The organism is Kitasatospora sp. NPDC059408, from assembly GCF_042751525.1.
In the GTDB taxonomy this organism is placed as follows: domain Bacteria; phylum Actinomycetota; class Actinomycetes; order Streptomycetales; family Streptomycetaceae; genus Kitasatospora.
Genome location: NZ_JBHYWI010000139.1, coordinates 1 through 14,032 on the forward strand (window position 1 = coordinate 1; position 14,032 = coordinate 14,032).

A 14,032-nucleotide genomic window follows, 5' to 3' on the forward strand; every position below is an offset into this window, starting at 1 on the left:
GCGCTCCCGCGCACGCTCGTCACCGCCCTGCCGGGCGGTGACGAGCGTGCGCCACCTGGTGCGGACCGCCTCTTCGTCGTCGAGCCAGTGGACGTCGGAGGGGGTGTCGGGAGTCAGGCCGGCCATGTAGTGGGCGATGTCGGTGTAGTAGGCGTAGTCGCCGGTGCGGGCGAGGTCGCGTAGCCGGGCCTGGATGGCGGCGAGGGCCGCGTCGTCGCCGCGGACGGCGTGGTGGAAGGCGGCGGCGAGTTCGAGGGCGGCCTGGGCGGCGACGATGCCGGCGGTTCGGGCCTCCGTGCGCAGGATCTCGAGTCGGTCGTCGACTCCGTCGGCGCCAGCTTCGCGGACGATGCTGGCGGTGCGGACGGTCAGGGTGGTGGCCCGCAGGTCCAGGCCGGTGAGCAGCTGCTCGGCGAGGTCGATCTCGTCGTCGGCCGTCCGCGGGTCGGTGAAGGCGAGGGTGAAGGCGCGCTGGGCCTGGGAGGTGGCGCGTTCGCCGGCGACGCCGTGCTGTTCGGCCTGGGTGCGGGCGGCGAGGTAGGCGTCGGCGGCGTGCCGCATGTCGCCGTGGGGCCACAGGATGTCGCCTTCGACGCGGTGCTGGCGTCCCTTCCACCCGAGGCCCTGCGCGGCGGTGTGGGCGGCGGGGAAGTCGCCGGCGAGGCGGGCGAGGTGGACCAGGCCGCGCCGGGCCGCCGGGGCGAGCCGGCCTGCGCCGTCGGCGACGATCTGCATGCCGTGCCGGGAGCCGGCGCGGTGGCCGAGGTCGCGCTGCGCCTTGGCGAGGTAGTAGACGGCGAGGTGGTGGAGGTCCTCGGGAAGCAGGTGGGTGTCGACGACGGCGGCCAGGCGCTGGACGGTGCGGGAGCGGTGTTCGTGCTGGCGGCGGGCGAGGGCGTTGAGGGTCTCGACCAGGGCGTCGGCGGCCGTCGCCGGTTGCTGCCCGCCGTTGCGGTCTTCGCCGGTGCCGGTCGAGCGCAGGACGAGGGGTTCCCAGACGGAGTCGGAGACGTACGCCCACGCCGCCTCCGAGAGCCAGCCGAGGCCGAGCCGGTGGTCGCGGGCGAGGGTGAGGCCCTGGCGCAGGCAGGCGACCAGGAGGCGTCGGCCGCCGTCTGGCGAGCTCGTCCACTGGTCGCCGAGCGCGTCGAAGGCCCGGGCGGCGGCGCGGGCCCAGTCCTGGTCGGACCAGCGGTCGTCGGTGTGGTCGTCGGCCCGGCGGATGGTGGAGCGCACCACGCCGTGCAGGTGGTAGGGCCACAGGGCGAGCTGGTTCTCGCGGACGAAGGGCCGCTCGGCCAGGCGCAGGGCTGCGGCCTGGTGGGTCATGCCGGCCGTGGCGGTGGCGAGCGCGATGTCGAAGGCGTCCAGCAGAGACACGGCGCGCAGGACGTGCCGCTCGTCGGGGGTGAGGTCCTGGAGGGTGCGGGCAACGAGGGCCGGGAAGTCGTGGTCGAAGTCGGCCGCCTCGGGGGTGCGGGTGCGGCGGATCTCCAGGAACCGCATCACGGCGAGGTCGAGGAACAGCGGCAGGCCGTGGGAGCGGGCGGTAATGACCTGGCGCAGTTCGTCGCCGATGAGGGGCCGGCCGTCGGCGGTGAGGCGTCGGGCAAGGTAGTCGTCACAGTCCTCGGGGCTGAAGTCGCCGATCAGGACCTGCCGGTCGGCCGCCGTCCCCGTGCCAGCCGGGGCGACAGCCCCGGGGGGCCGGGTGGCGGGGATGTGGGCGGCGAGCTGCGGCCAGGCGGCGGGCCCGGTGTAGTCGAGCTGCCCCTGCAGCGCGTCGTCGGCCCACTGCAGCCGGCTGCGGCCGGTGATGACGAACAGGGCGTTCGGCATCAGCCACACCACGCGCTGGACCAGGCGCTCGAGCTCGCGGTGGGTGCGGTCGCCGGTGTCCTCGATGGTGTCGAGCAGTACCACCGGCACGACGGCCTTCCTTGCGGGCAGCCGGTCGATCTCGTAGGCGAGCAGGTGTGAGTAGTAGGAGAGCGCCTCGAGGTCCGGTTCCGCTTCCAGCAGGTCCGCGAGCCGCGGACAGCCGGCGAGCGCCCGTGCGGTGGTACGGCGCTCGCGTACCGCCCGCACGACAGCGGTGGTGACCTGCCCGACCGCGGAGCCGACCACGCCCGGCAGCGCCAGTTCCTCGGCAGCCTTCGACAGTGCCCCCTGCACCTGGCCGGGCAACGCCTTCGCGAAGCGGCTCACCAGCCCGGCACGCCGCAAATACTCCTCCAAGCTCTCGCCGGGGTGGTTGTGCTCCCAGTACCGGACGAGCGCGAGGTCGAACGCCGGCAGGGCACGGTCCAGGCCGGCGAGCGCCAGGCGCAGGGTGAGGACGAGGCGTTCGAAGTCCATCCCGGCGGAGCGGGCGAGGTCGATGCGCACTGGCAGCAGGCGGGGCGTGGCGGGCCAGGTGGGCTCGCCCCACTGCCGGGGGCGGGACTTGGCCACGGTGAGAGCGGCCTCCAGCTTCCGCGACAAGGTGGTCTTGCCGACGCCGCCGATGCCGTGGAAGACGAGCACGTTGCGCCGCGCCGCCTCCAAGTCCTGGACGTCGAAGCCGGGAGCGGCCACGCGGGCCAGATGCTCGGCGATTGCGCCCGCGACCTGCGCCCACTGGCCTTCCCGGTTGGTGAACACCTCCTCGGCGCCCAGGCTCCGGTTGTTCGAGCCGAACAGCGCCCGCAGATCCCTCGCCACCGACGACTCCCCCTCCGCATCGATCTGACCAGGCATCAACCTACGCCCCCTTGAGCCAGGTCGGCACCGGTGCCAGGGGTGTGCGCGGCGGGGGGGGGTTTATGGGGGAATAAACCCCCCCCCCCCCCCCTAGCGGGATGGCGGGGGGGGGTGGGGGAAAATGGGGGGGGGGGGGGGGGGGGTGGAGTGTCTTTTCCTCCTCCCCCCCCCCCCGCCGCTCCCCTTTCCGGGATGCCGTGGTGGCCTTGGCGAAATCGGCGGTCGGGAGGGACGGTGGTCTGACGGCGGCGCCTGTCTGCCGGATGAAGTAAGTGATGGCTTCTTGCGGCGTATCCCGGCGGGGGTGCCGGTGGGGCTAGGGGGTCACGGGCAAGCCGCATGCTGGGGCGGTCGTAGGCTCCAACCTGTCAGGACAGTTCTGACCAGCGGACTTTCGAGAATCGAGGCGGTTGCCGTGTACGACCCTGAACTCCCCGACCACACCTCTGGCGGTGCTGGTCCCGGCACACCGGACAGCACCAGGGACGCCGGTGCCCTCCACCGGATCGGGGAGAAGATCGGGCAGGTGGCGGCCTGGTACACCGAGCAGATCCATGCCGAACGCCGGCGCCCCGTGGCCGACCCCGAGCGCGTCGAGCAGCTGCTGGCCGAGCGCGCCGCTAGCACCAAGGCGCTGCGCGACCTTCCGGAGATGACCGGGATGGAGCTGGAGCGGATCGAGGCCGACTACGACGCCAGGCTCAGCGAGATCACCGGGGCGTAGGAGCGCGGCGCCGGGAGCGCCACAGGCGGGGTGAAGGCGAGCCGACCGGGCTGGAGCGCGGGCGGCAGCAGAGGCCATGCCAGGCGAGTGATCGCGTCGACGTCCCGCCGGTACTGCGGCAAGGCCACGCGCAGCTCGCGCTGGTGGGCGAGGAACTGGCGGGCCTCCTGCTCGGTGTAGGGCCGCACCTGCCCCGCCCGGGCGGCGAGTGCGGCACCGGCCGGACCGGCCCACCGGCCATCGACGCCGAGCGTGTTGCGGAAGATGGCGGTGCCGTCGCGGCGCACCACGCTGATGTGGTCGACCAGGCGCTGCTCCTCGACGGCCTGGACGCACTCCAGCACCACCGCCAGGCACCGGTCGTGCCCGACGGTGGTGGTGAACCGACCCGGCCGGATGCCGCCCCGGCTGACCTCGGCGTAGCGCAGGGCGGTGCCCTGGAGGCTGTCGGCCGCGCGCACGTCCAGCACCAGCAGTTCGACGCGGTGCCCGGCCCGGCGCCACGCGGCGGCGTCGTCGAGGAAGGCGGCCGCGCTGCCGGGGGCGATCTCGATCACCGCGTCCGCGCCCCGCTCGCGCACCAGCGCCTCGGCCCGGGCCTGCCACGCCTTGTAGTCCGTGCGGATCCGGGCGGAGGCCGTGCGCGGATGCTCGCGCAGCAGCCGGAAGTAGTCGGGATGGGCCGCCTTGAACAGCTCGCCCGCGATCCACACCGGCCGCCGCTCGCGCAGCGCTCGGCGCACCATCATCGTCGCCTGGGACTTGCCCGCGCCGGGTGCTCCCATGACGTACACGACCACGGGCCGCTCCTGCGCCACGATCTCCCCGAGGTCGGGGACGATCAGGTTCTTGAAGGTCCACTCGTGCTCGTCGGCGGACAGCCGGTGGTAGTCGACGCCGGGCGGCCCGTCGATCGGCTGGGCGGTGCGCCGCACCGGCTCGGCCAGCGCGGTGCACCGCTCCGCGTCCCGTGCGACGGCCAGCACCTGGTCTGCGGGCAGCCGGGTCTCCGCCCGCACCAGCGCGCGTTCGGCACCGGCCAGGGACCGGCGGAAGGACGCGGTCTCCACCGCGTCCCACCACCTGGCCCGCTCGGCCTCCACCGCTCGGGCCGCGCCGCGCGGCCGTGCCCACGTTCCATCGACGAGCTCGTTGCCGTACAGGGGCTCCAGGCCGCGCCGGACGACGGTGACGCGGTCCACCAGGTCCTCGGACTCCAGCACGTCCAGGGTCCGGCTCAGCTGACGGGCGCACTCGTCGTGGTTGGCCCACGACACCCACCGCCCGGCCCCCTCGGCGTCGCCGAGGTAGCGCTCCAGCACACCGAGCTGACTCCACGCCAGGGCGCACGCCACGGCGACCACCTCGATCCGGTGCCCGGCCTGCCGGTACGCCAGCGCCTGGGCACGGGCCTCGTCGGGGTCGGCGAGGGCGGTTTCCACGAGCGCGTCCAGACGGCGGGCGCGCACGTGCTCCTCCATGTCGGCCTGCCAGCGGCGGGTGTCCGGCCGGACGAGGACACCAGCGGTGCGCACGTCCTTCGCCAGCAGCGCCTCGTAGTGCCGGTGCACGGCCTTGTAGAGGTCGGCGCCGACGCGTACGGCGCCGCCGCGCAGGTCGAGCACCGGCATCAGCAGGTCGCCGAGGGTGGTCTTCCCGCTGCCGGGCGGGCCTGCCAGGAGCAGCACCACCGGCTGCTTCTGCGGCACGGCGTTGCGGGTCCAAGACGGCAGGATGACGCCGCTCAGGACGTCGCCGTGCTCGGCATCGGTCAGGTCCGCCGTGCCAGCGTCCCGCTCCTCGTGCACTACCGCTCCCGTTCCGCGCTCGGCATGCGGCAGCACACCACTGAATCCAATGGGACAACTTCAATAATGATTCGCGGTGACGGGATCGTCAAATGACAACTACAGTTGCCCCATGGATGAACCGGGAGCCGAGCCCGCCACGGCCGAGCAAGCAGAGCTGATCCGTGCGGTCGAGCAACTGGCCCAGGACTGGATCCGAACGCGGAACCCGGCGGCGACCGGTGATTCCGGCGCCGGCGAGCTTCGCCACCTGGCCGTGCTCAAGCAGATCGACGAGGCCTGCCAGGCCGCCGCCGCCCGGACCGCCGTCGCGGCGCTCAAACAGGGCGCGGACTTCGAAGACCTCGGCGAGGCCTGGGGATTCAGCTGGCAGGCCGCCTCCAAGCGCTGGGGCCACCTCGCCCGCGGCGAGCAGGTCGCGGTGGTCATCTCCCGGCGCAACCGCGTTCACCGCGACGGGTACGGGGAAGTCGGCGGCAAGGAGCAGTACGACGCGGACCGCGGGGCCTGGCCCGTCGGCGAGGAAGTCCGCCGCAAGGCCCGCTACGCCGTGATCGCCGTCGACGGCGCCGTCCGGCGGGTCTACAAGATCACCGGCGAGTGGGAGCCGGACCCGACCTCGCCGAAGTGGCACTTCGCTGGCACACTCCTCACGGACCTCGAGATCGACGCCGCTCACGACGCCGGCGACCTTCCCCTCAAGCCCGGCGACCCCTGTCCGACGCAGCGCGGCCGGGCCTACCGGCCGCACTGGTTCTGACCGCGGATGTCACCGGGCGGCCCGTATCGGTGGAAGAGCGGCTACGGTGCGTCAGGCAACGCCTGACGAGAGAGCAGGGACCGGATGGCAGGAAGCACGAGCACCCGGCCGCGCAACCACGTGCGGTGGCTGGCAAAGGTCTACAACTCCCAGCTGGGCGGCACTGGGGGGCGTCGCTTTCCGGTCCGGTTCGGGGGAGGACCAGGGGCGGCGTAGCCTACGGTCAAGCGGCGTACCAACGATCTTGGGGGAGCCATGGCCGAGACGGCCTCGCTGATGGACTGGTCGGATGAGATGCGGGAGGAGCACTTCCGCCGTGCCGCGCGAGGAGGCTGGTCCAGGATCCGCCCCATGGCGACGATGATGCTGCTCATCGGCGCCGTCATGGAGGGCGCGCCCTTTACCCGCGAAGAGCTGGGACCGTTCGTCGCCACGAAGGTCAACCCGGCCGGCGCCCTCACCCACTCCTGCTGGGACACCGGCGACGACCTCGACGAGGACGACTTGGCCGCCCTGCCCGGAGATATCGCCGACGCCACCCGCTACGCCGCGCACTACAGCCTGCCGCCGCTGGAGACCATCGACGACGTCATCACTCTGCTCGTCGCGGCCAAGATGCTCCACGAGATCCCGGACAGCTCCGGCCAGCTACGCCTGCACCCGGCTCACCCCCTGCCGTTCCCCAGCGACGTCCTGCCGCTGAGCGCCGAGGAGGAGCAGGTGCAGCGCGAGCTGAGGATGAGCCTCATTTACTCTGACGACTCGTTCGAGATCATCGGCCTGTTCGAACCGGAAGGGCGGCGCCTCGAGGAGGTCACCACCAGCCTGCAGCGCCTGGCCCGCGTCATCGACGGCGATCCCCACGACGCCCGCCAGGCGGTCCTGCTGCTGCTAGACCAGGGCGACTTCACCGCCACCGAGGACGTCACCGCGATCGCTCCGCACAAGGTCTTCCGGCTGCGGTGCGACTGGGAGAAGTTCGACCAGAGCCGTATCTCTATCCACGGCGTCAACGATGAAGGCCAGATCGTCGTGACTCTTCCGGAGGACTGACATCCGCCTGGCGGTCACAAGGCTGAGCTCCGCCCTGTCTCGCTGCACGCCGACCACACTGCGCTCGACCGGACTCACTGGTGCTGAATGGCCCGGACCGTGCCGGTCGACTGCTGTCCCTCCGGCGGAGCGTCAGCACCCGCTATCGGGTCGGAGTGCTCCTGCCGATCGGCCGCCGATCGGCCGCTCCCAGGGCGGACCCGTAGAACGGCAGGCAGGTTGTAATGTCTGCGTCCTGGTACGTCCCTGCCGAAGCGGCTGCCATGTACAGGTCCTGAATCGAGAAGTCATACTCCTGGCCTGCGCAGAGCACATTCTCTTGAAAGGCTGCGACCTCGTCTCGGCTCGGCCAGCGCTTTGTGCTGGAGAAGTATGCCTCGGCCCAGATCTCGCAACTGCGAGTGAAGGACCTTGACGCCTTGGTTATGGCCAACTCGCTTTCGCTGAGGCCGAAATGCAGGGTGGCCGATTGGTGAGCACCGGCGTAAATGGCGGCTTGCATGAGGCGGCCCACGTACACACCGGCATTCAACATATCGTCGCACTGTGCGGCAACGCGTCTGGTCCTGTCCGCGTCCGGGAACTCTCCCGCCTTGGTGTACCAGGATATGGACCAGGCCTCTGTCACCCGGTCGCGGTCGAATCGATCTAGCGCCTCGGCAACGTCGGTGAGGTGGAACCAGGCAGCATATTGCGCTCCCTGCAACAGCCGGTGGGGCTCTTCAGCAGCCTCTTCGAGGCACTGTAGGACGCTGGCCGTGAACGCGTCGCCTTGGTTGTTGCTAATGCTGCCCGGCCACTCGTTAACCCAGACTTGCACGGCCGCCTCGCCGATCGGGTCGCGGTCATCCTCCTCGGCGACCAGCGGCACCTCTGCTTTGATGATTGCTTTGGCTCGATCTTGAAGGCCGTCGACCATTCGCCATGCAATACCGCACATATACTTGAAGACGTTTTCGATCTTGACGGTTCGGCTCGTCATCGCTTTCTCGACGACGTCCGGCCACACCGATATGGGAAGGCCGGCGATCCGAAACCGTTCGATACTGGTGCGCCAGTTCTCTTCCAGCGGAGTCGTTATCCGCCCGCCGCCGTTCTCATACGTCCAGGCATTCCACGCCTGCTGGAACGCATCCCTGTAGGCAAGCTTGGGCGCTTCCTGTGCTTCGAGTTCGCTGGCAGCCTGCTTGAGTGCTGCCGCCCAGCGGATGGCGTCCTGTGCCACATTGGCAACAACGGTCGCGTCGGCGGGAACGGAGGACTTGCCGCTGTTGCAGGGTTCGCATGCGGTGATGAGGTTGTTCGGCCCGTCGCTTCCGCCGAGAGCAGAGGGCGTGACGTGGTCGACGGTCAGCTTCACGTCAGGGGCTGTGGCGCCGCAGTACCGGCACGTGTGGTTGTCTCGGCGGAGAATCTCAAACCGGAGACGCTTGCTGACAGCCATGTGGCTCTTCTCTCGGCGGCGGTGTACTGCGTGGGCGTCGAGGCTAGCTCAGCAAGCCGACGTGAGTACCCGTCAGGCGGAAATCCTTGCAATGGCCGTCGTGCTGTAATCCGCCCCTTCCTCTTCCTGCCCAGAGCGCCCAGCCGCCTGCCCGCCGAGCGGGATCAGGCGGCAGCGAACCGATGGTTTTGGCTTACCCCGCCCTGTTCGGCTGCGAGACTGGTGATCATGACCGACCGTCGCAGGCTCTCGATGCCCGCCTTCTCCGAGTCCGCCACGGACGCCCCCATGCCTGCCCAGTCCGGTGGGCGCCGGCTGCTGCCGGTCGAGCAGGGCGCCGACTTCCGCCAGCCGCCCGGCGAGACCGTGGGCGTACCCGCCCCGGCCCGTCGGCGCCTCTCGCCCGGCGGCCTGACCTTCTCCGACCCGGACCGCCAGATCTGACCGCTTCGGGCCGCCGCGCCGCAGGCCTGTGACCTGCGGCGGTTTCATAAATCGCCCCCGGTCCGAGGTCCTCCGGGGCGGGCGCAAACCTATAAGCCGCCCACTTTGGCCTGCGGTTTCTACCAGCCGTCCATCGCCCGGACGTCCCCGGAGATGGCGTAGCGGCGGCAGGCGAGGATCTCCTCGGTGGTGATGCCGATGTCGTTCGCGAGGCGGGCGAGACCTGCGTCCTCGGCCTGGCGGTCGGAGACGTAGGCCGACATCACCTCGAGGGCGAGCGCACCGATGCCGAGCTGGGCGGCGCGCTGCTGGGTCATCGCGTCGCGGCCGACGCTCACGTGGCGGCGCCAGGCCTCGGCGGTGATGCCGTCCGGGGCGGGGCCGGTCTCCAGCTCGGCGGCCGGGACGTCGGGGCGGGCGCGGACCTCGGCGACCGCCGCGGCGACGATCCCGCCGACCGTCTCGGCCGGGAGCGCGGCGCCGCCGGCCTCCTGGTGGGCGTCGGTGAGGCGGTCGGCGATCAGGTCGGTGAGTTCCGCGGTGCGGCCCTTGAGGTCGACGACCGCGCGCACCGGCAGGACCAGGTTGGTGCTGTCCCACGCGTGGGACACCCCGAGCTCGGCCTGCACGGTGTCCTCGATCGCCTCGGCGACGGCCGCCAGGTCGAGCAGCCGGTACGCGGTCGAGCGGCCGATCCCGAACTCCGCGAGCGCGTACGCCGACCAGGACGGGTACCCGAGCACGGTCCAGGCCCGGGCCTGGTGGGCGGCGCGGACCCGGCGGGCCAGGACCTGGACGGCGGCCCGGACGTCCTCGATCGCCGTGCGCAGCTGCTCGGTCAGCTCCCGGGCCCGCGCTTCGTCGACCGGGCCGGCCTGGTCCTGGTGCTCGCCGTCCATGCCCGGATCGTTCCCTCGGCCGGTGGCCGGAACCGCGGCCGCGACGGCGGACCGGCGTGCTGGCCGGGCGCGGCGTTCGCTTCCTGGCCCCGGGGCGGGGTGTGGGGCTGTGGCGAGGCTGTGTCGCGCCCTGTGTCATGGCTGTGTTCCGCTGCGACAGAACGCCTCGGTATATCCGTTTCGTCCTGTGGCACCTGTGTCATGAGGGCCGTGTTCGCCCTGGTGGGGGGCGTACCTGTGTCACCTGTCGCGGTTGTGTCAGGGGGGTGGTCTCGACCGTCGCCGGGGCTGGGACAGGGGCTGTCCCAGGCCTGTCCTACCCGTGTCTCACGGTGTCCGGTTTCGACCGTTTCGCTAGGACGGTCCCAGGCCTTTTCCCTGGTAACGGTGTTCTGCGCGCGGGCTGGGACAGTGCTGGGACATCCGGCCCCGGTGGGCCGGCTACTGGTCGGGCGCGGCGTCCTCGATGGCGGCGAGCAGGCGGGCGCGGACGGCGCCAGCGGCTTCGCGGGTGGCCGGGTCCGGGTCTTCGAGCTGCGGGGCGATCAGCTCAGCGGCCGCGGCGAGGACCGGCACCGGGACGGTCGCGGTGCGCAGGTGCAGGAGCTGGGCGGCCGCCTTCTCGCCGGGCGTGGCCTTGGCGCGGGCGTCGGGGATCAGGGCGCTGATGCCGCGGGGCAGAGGCTGGGTGCTGGTCACCCGGCTCATTCTCCCGCGCGCCGGGCGGTGGTGATCACCACGGCCGGTTGTCCGGCGGTCCGGTGGGGAGGTGGCCGTGGTGGTGGCGGGCGACGGCCTCGATCAGCGCCTGGCGGGCCTGGCGCCAGCGGACGTCCTCGGTGCGTCCGGCGTCGGCGGCCCACGCGGGCAGAGGCCGGTCCTGCGCGGCCGCGGTGAGCCGACGGCCGAGGTCGCCGATCGCCTGCTGCCAGCGGTCAAGCTGTCCGAAAAGGCCGCGCACCAGCTCGTCGACGGCGCCGGCCGGGTCGGCCCCGAAGGATCGCGCCTCGATGGCGGCCTCGGCGAGGACGTCCTCGTCCAGGCCCTCGAAGGCCTCCCGCCACGGCTCGACCCGCTGCTCGAACTCCTCCAGCACCGCGTGCAACGTGGCGTCGACGGCGGCCGGTGACCACGGGGGCGGGGTGCGGGGCGCGCGGACGGTGTCGGCCAGGACCCGGTCGGCGCCGGGGCCGAGCGCCCGCCGGGCCCGGCCGGGCCGCGCTCCGGTGCTGGGGTTCACCGGCCGGGTGCGACGGCGCGGCCGGCGGCGACCGCGTCGTCCATCACCTGGGCGAGGTGGGGCAGCTCGCGCTCGTACCGGGTCAGTGCGGTGCCCGGCATGGCCAGAGCGAGGGCGGCCACGGCGGCCAGGGCGATCCGCTCCCCGCCGGTGAGCTCCGGGAGTGTCTCCAGGTTGGTCGCGCCGAGCAGCACGCCGCCGTCCAGGCGGTAGCGCAGCTCTGCGGTGAGGTCGGCGTCGTTGCCGGGGATGATCTCGCGGGTGCAGGTCTGCTCGATCGCCTCGGCGGTCAGCTCCAGCACCCGCCCGTGCACCTCGACTGGCTGCCGGCGGGCCAGCTCCCGCACCCAGGCCGCCGCCCGCTCACCCGCGGCGGCGGCCAGCTGCAGCCCGGCGCGCTCCTCCGCCGTCAGCTCCTCCCCGAGCGTCGGCTCGGGCCCGGCGTCGAGCGAGGAGGGGATCGGCAGCCAGGGCAGCGGAGACGTCGTCACACCGGTGCAACCCCCGCAGCGTCCGGACGGTCACGGGTGCAGCAAGGTCACCCTTGCTGCACCCGGGCGTGCTGCTGCTCTCCGTGTAGCAAGGCGACCCTTGCTACACGCTGCTGCTGCGACTGCGACCGGCCGAACAGCCGCCGGGCTGCGACTGCGACGGCCCGCGCAGCGGGGGCGCTGCGACTGCGACCGGCAGCGCAACCGCCGGCTGCGCAATCGACCGCCGGGCTGCGACGCTGCGATGCGCGGTGCAGCCACCCGCGCAGCGGCTGCGCATGGTCGGTGAGTTTGCTGCGCAGGGAGTGCGACGGGAACTCCCCGCCGCAGGTGGGAGGCGGTGCGACCGGGGTTGCAGGCGGGCCCGCCGCAGGCCTCGACCGCCCGGTCGGCCGGGCCTCGGGATGCGCATGCGCATGGCGGTGGCGGGGGCTTGCGCAGGATCATGCGCATGCGCGTGTGGGCCGGATGCGCATGCGCACGGGGACAACCCGGCGGTTGCGCGGGACAACCCGGGACAAGGCCGCCGGGTAGCAGGACAAGGGGGCGGGCGGCTACGGCCGGTGACGGGACAACATGCAGCGCTGCTGCACCGTGCAGCGGGACAACATGCAGCACCCGGCGCCGTAGCACGTCCGGCTGCTGCTGCACCGCTGCGTGCAGCACCTCGATGCAGCGCTGCGGGCTGCTGCACCGCCGGATACGGCAGCGGGGAGTTCCGGACCGATCCGTAATCCGGGTTCCTTGATGGCCCGCCCGGGCAGCCGGGAGTTTCGGACCGGTCCGAAATGGGCTGGGACCTGGGTGATCGTCAAGGCTACGATCCGGGCATGCAAAACGGATCGGTCCGAAATTCCGGCGCTGCTGACGTGCTGTTCGAGGTGGCGTCGGGCGAGGTGTGCCTGCGGGTGGGGTGCGGGAAGACGGTGCCGGCGCCGGAGCCCGGCAAGCGCGGGCGCCGCCAGAAGTGGTGCTCGCCGGCGTGCAAGTCCAAGGCGGCCCGGGACAAGGTCAAAGCCGACGCCGTCCGGTCGGCCGAGGGCGCGCGGGCGGAGGTGCTGCGGTGCGCGGAGGCGGCCGTGGACGTCGCCCGCGCGTTCCTGGACGCGGTGGACGCCGACCCGGTGGCCGCGTACGAGGAGTTCCGCCGTCTGCACGGGTCGCTGAGCGTCCGGGCGGTGGAGGCGGCGGAGGACGCGCGGGACGAGGTCCGCTGGCCCGACCTGACCGGACCGGAACTCGAGCTGCGCAGGGCGGAGGAGATGCTGAGGCGCCCGGACGTCCTGGCCCGGGTCGACCCCAAGGTCCTGGCCGGGCGGCCTGCCGGACCGGCTGTTTCGGATCGGTCCGTAAATCCTGCCCCCGCCGCGCCTCCGGCCGCGCCCGCTGTTTCGGTTCGGTCCGAAAACGCGCCCGGCCCGGCCGGGGCGGCGGCGCCCGTTGATTCGGACCGGACCGAATTCGGGGCGCCCGCGCGGGTGCCGGCACCCGCCGCCCCAGCCGAGCGGCGGGCGGAGGACTTCGAAGCGCTGCGCCGCGCTGCCTGCACGATCCCGACCGTGCGGTTCGGCGAGCCGGACCGCCTGGACGACCTGAGCGTGACGTTCGGTGAGGGATGGATGGTGGCCTCCTGGGACGCTCCGGGGACCGAGGACGTCCACCAGCTGCTCTACCGAGGCCGGCCGATCGGCTGGACCGCGCCGCTGCCGGACGGCCCCTGGGGACAGGCGGGGCACATCGCCGCCGAGCACGAGGGCGAGCAGACCGCCGTGGTCCGGCCCCGCACCCACCGCACCGTCGGCGAGGCCCTGGACGCCATCCAGCGCGCGCACGCCGACCGGGTCCGCGCCGAGCGCGCGATGCCGGGCGTGCCACACCTGGCCCTCAAGCGCCCGACCGGTTGGACCGTTCCCAGCGCCCGCGGCCTCGGCGACCCCGACCGCTCCCCGCTCGACGACGGCCTGGTCCACCTCACCTGGCCCGCCCACCCGGGCGTCCAGGAACTCCAGCGCGACGGCCGCCCGGTCGGCTGGATCGAGGAGTACGACGTCCAGCGCGGCACCTGGACCGCCCTGATCGACAGCAGCATCGTCGCCGACGCCGCCAGCGGCGAACCCCTGCGCTGCCCCGGCCCCGACGCCGCCCTCGCCCTGCTACGCCGGGCCCTCGGGGAGTACCTCACCCGCTGGTAGACCGGACCGGCCGCCACGGCCGCGTGCCCAGGCGCGCGATGGACGGCTCCAGCAGCGCGCGGCGCGCCTATGGACAGGCCGTGCAGAGTCCGCGCGCACCCGGCCGTGCGCACCGACCGCAGCCGCGCGTTTCCCCTGGACTTGCGTCCTGAACGCTGAAAGGAAGTTGATTGTAGGGAGCTTCTGTAAGCGGTGCTGTACGGATGATGAAGGTATTGGCCCTTCGGAGCCGCCC

The 14,032-nt window shown here is 72.5% G+C and carries 12 protein-coding genes; 5 read left to right on the plus strand and 7 right to left on the minus strand.

The window, feature by feature from the left end:
- A partial coding sequence (locus ACFXDE_RS42300) for an ATP/GTP-binding protein (RefSeq protein ID WP_380499516.1) occupies positions 1–2,703 on the minus strand: 2,703 nt, incomplete at its 3' end.
- A gap of 454 nt (positions 2,704–3,157) precedes the next feature.
- On the opposite strand from ACFXDE_RS42300, the gene ACFXDE_RS42305 reads away from it, so the two are divergent.
- Positions 3,158–3,466: a hypothetical protein gene (locus ACFXDE_RS42305; protein ID WP_380499518.1), complete on the plus strand. Its 309-nt coding sequence runs from the start codon at positions 3,158–3,160 to the stop codon at positions 3,464–3,466.
- On the opposite strand, the gene ACFXDE_RS42310 is transcribed toward ACFXDE_RS42305, so the two are convergent.
- Positions 3,430–5,274 carry a zeta toxin family protein gene (locus tag ACFXDE_RS42310; RefSeq protein ID WP_380499520.1) on the minus strand — a complete coding sequence of 615 codons (1,845 nt, stop codon included), beginning with the start codon at positions 5,272–5,274 and terminating at the stop codon, positions 3,430–3,432. The two genes, ACFXDE_RS42305 and ACFXDE_RS42310, sit on opposite strands and share 37 nt — an antisense overlap.
- A 112-nt stretch (positions 5,275–5,386) precedes the next feature.
- On the opposite strand from ACFXDE_RS42310, the gene ACFXDE_RS42315 reads away from it, so the two are divergent.
- Positions 5,387–6,034 (plus strand): hypothetical protein, encoded by a 648-nt coding sequence (locus ACFXDE_RS42315; RefSeq protein WP_380499522.1) that lies wholly within the window; start codon positions 5,387–5,389, stop codon positions 6,032–6,034.
- Positions 6,035–6,289: 255 nt separating this feature from the next.
- Entirely contained in the window at positions 6,290–7,087 is a 798-nt protein-coding gene (locus ACFXDE_RS42320) for a DUF6042 family protein (protein WP_380499524.1), read from the plus strand.
- Positions 7,088–7,229: 142 nt separating this feature from the next.
- Here the strand turns inward: ACFXDE_RS42320 and ACFXDE_RS42325 are convergent, their stop codons facing one another.
- Positions 7,230–8,531 (minus strand): HNH endonuclease, encoded by a 1,302-nt coding sequence (locus tag ACFXDE_RS42325; RefSeq protein ID WP_380499526.1) that lies wholly within the window; start codon positions 8,529–8,531, stop codon positions 7,230–7,232.
- Positions 8,532–8,759: 228 nt separating this feature from the next.
- Between ACFXDE_RS42325 and ACFXDE_RS42330 the strand changes: the two genes are divergently transcribed.
- Positions 8,760–8,975, plus strand: coding sequence for a hypothetical protein (locus ACFXDE_RS42330; RefSeq protein WP_380499528.1), 216 nt, complete (start codon positions 8,760–8,762; stop codon positions 8,973–8,975).
- A gap of 119 nt (positions 8,976–9,094) precedes the next feature.
- Here ACFXDE_RS42330 and ACFXDE_RS42335 read toward each other — a convergent pair whose 3' ends face one another.
- The 4 genes from ACFXDE_RS42335 to ACFXDE_RS42350 all read right to left on the minus strand — a co-directional run bounded on the left by ACFXDE_RS42335 (position 9,095) and on the right by ACFXDE_RS42350 (position 11,605).
- Positions 9,095–9,874: a hypothetical protein gene (locus ACFXDE_RS42335; protein WP_380499529.1), complete on the minus strand. Its 780-nt coding sequence runs from the start codon at positions 9,872–9,874 to the stop codon at positions 9,095–9,097.
- A gap of 441 nt (positions 9,875–10,315) precedes the next feature.
- Positions 10,316–10,573, minus strand: coding sequence for a hypothetical protein (locus tag ACFXDE_RS42340; RefSeq protein WP_380499531.1), 258 nt, complete (start codon positions 10,571–10,573; stop codon positions 10,316–10,318).
- A 34-nt stretch (positions 10,574–10,607) separates the two neighbouring features.
- The gene (locus ACFXDE_RS42345) at positions 10,608–11,114 is read right to left on the minus strand and encodes a hypothetical protein (protein ID WP_380499532.1); all 507 of its coding nucleotides are present in this window, start codon (positions 11,112–11,114) and stop codon (positions 10,608–10,610) included.
- On the minus strand, positions 11,111–11,605 hold the full coding sequence (locus ACFXDE_RS42350; protein ID WP_380499533.1) for a hypothetical protein: 495 nt from the start codon (positions 11,603–11,605) through the stop codon (positions 11,111–11,113). The genes ACFXDE_RS42345 and ACFXDE_RS42350 overlap by 4 nt, the downstream gene beginning before the upstream one ends.
- 830 nt (positions 11,606–12,435) lie before the next feature.
- Here ACFXDE_RS42350 and ACFXDE_RS42355 point away from each other — a divergent pair.
- Positions 12,436–13,797, plus strand: coding sequence for a hypothetical protein (locus ACFXDE_RS42355; protein ID WP_380499534.1), 1,362 nt, complete (start codon positions 12,436–12,438; stop codon positions 13,795–13,797).
- Positions 13,798–14,032: the final 235 nt, after the last annotated feature.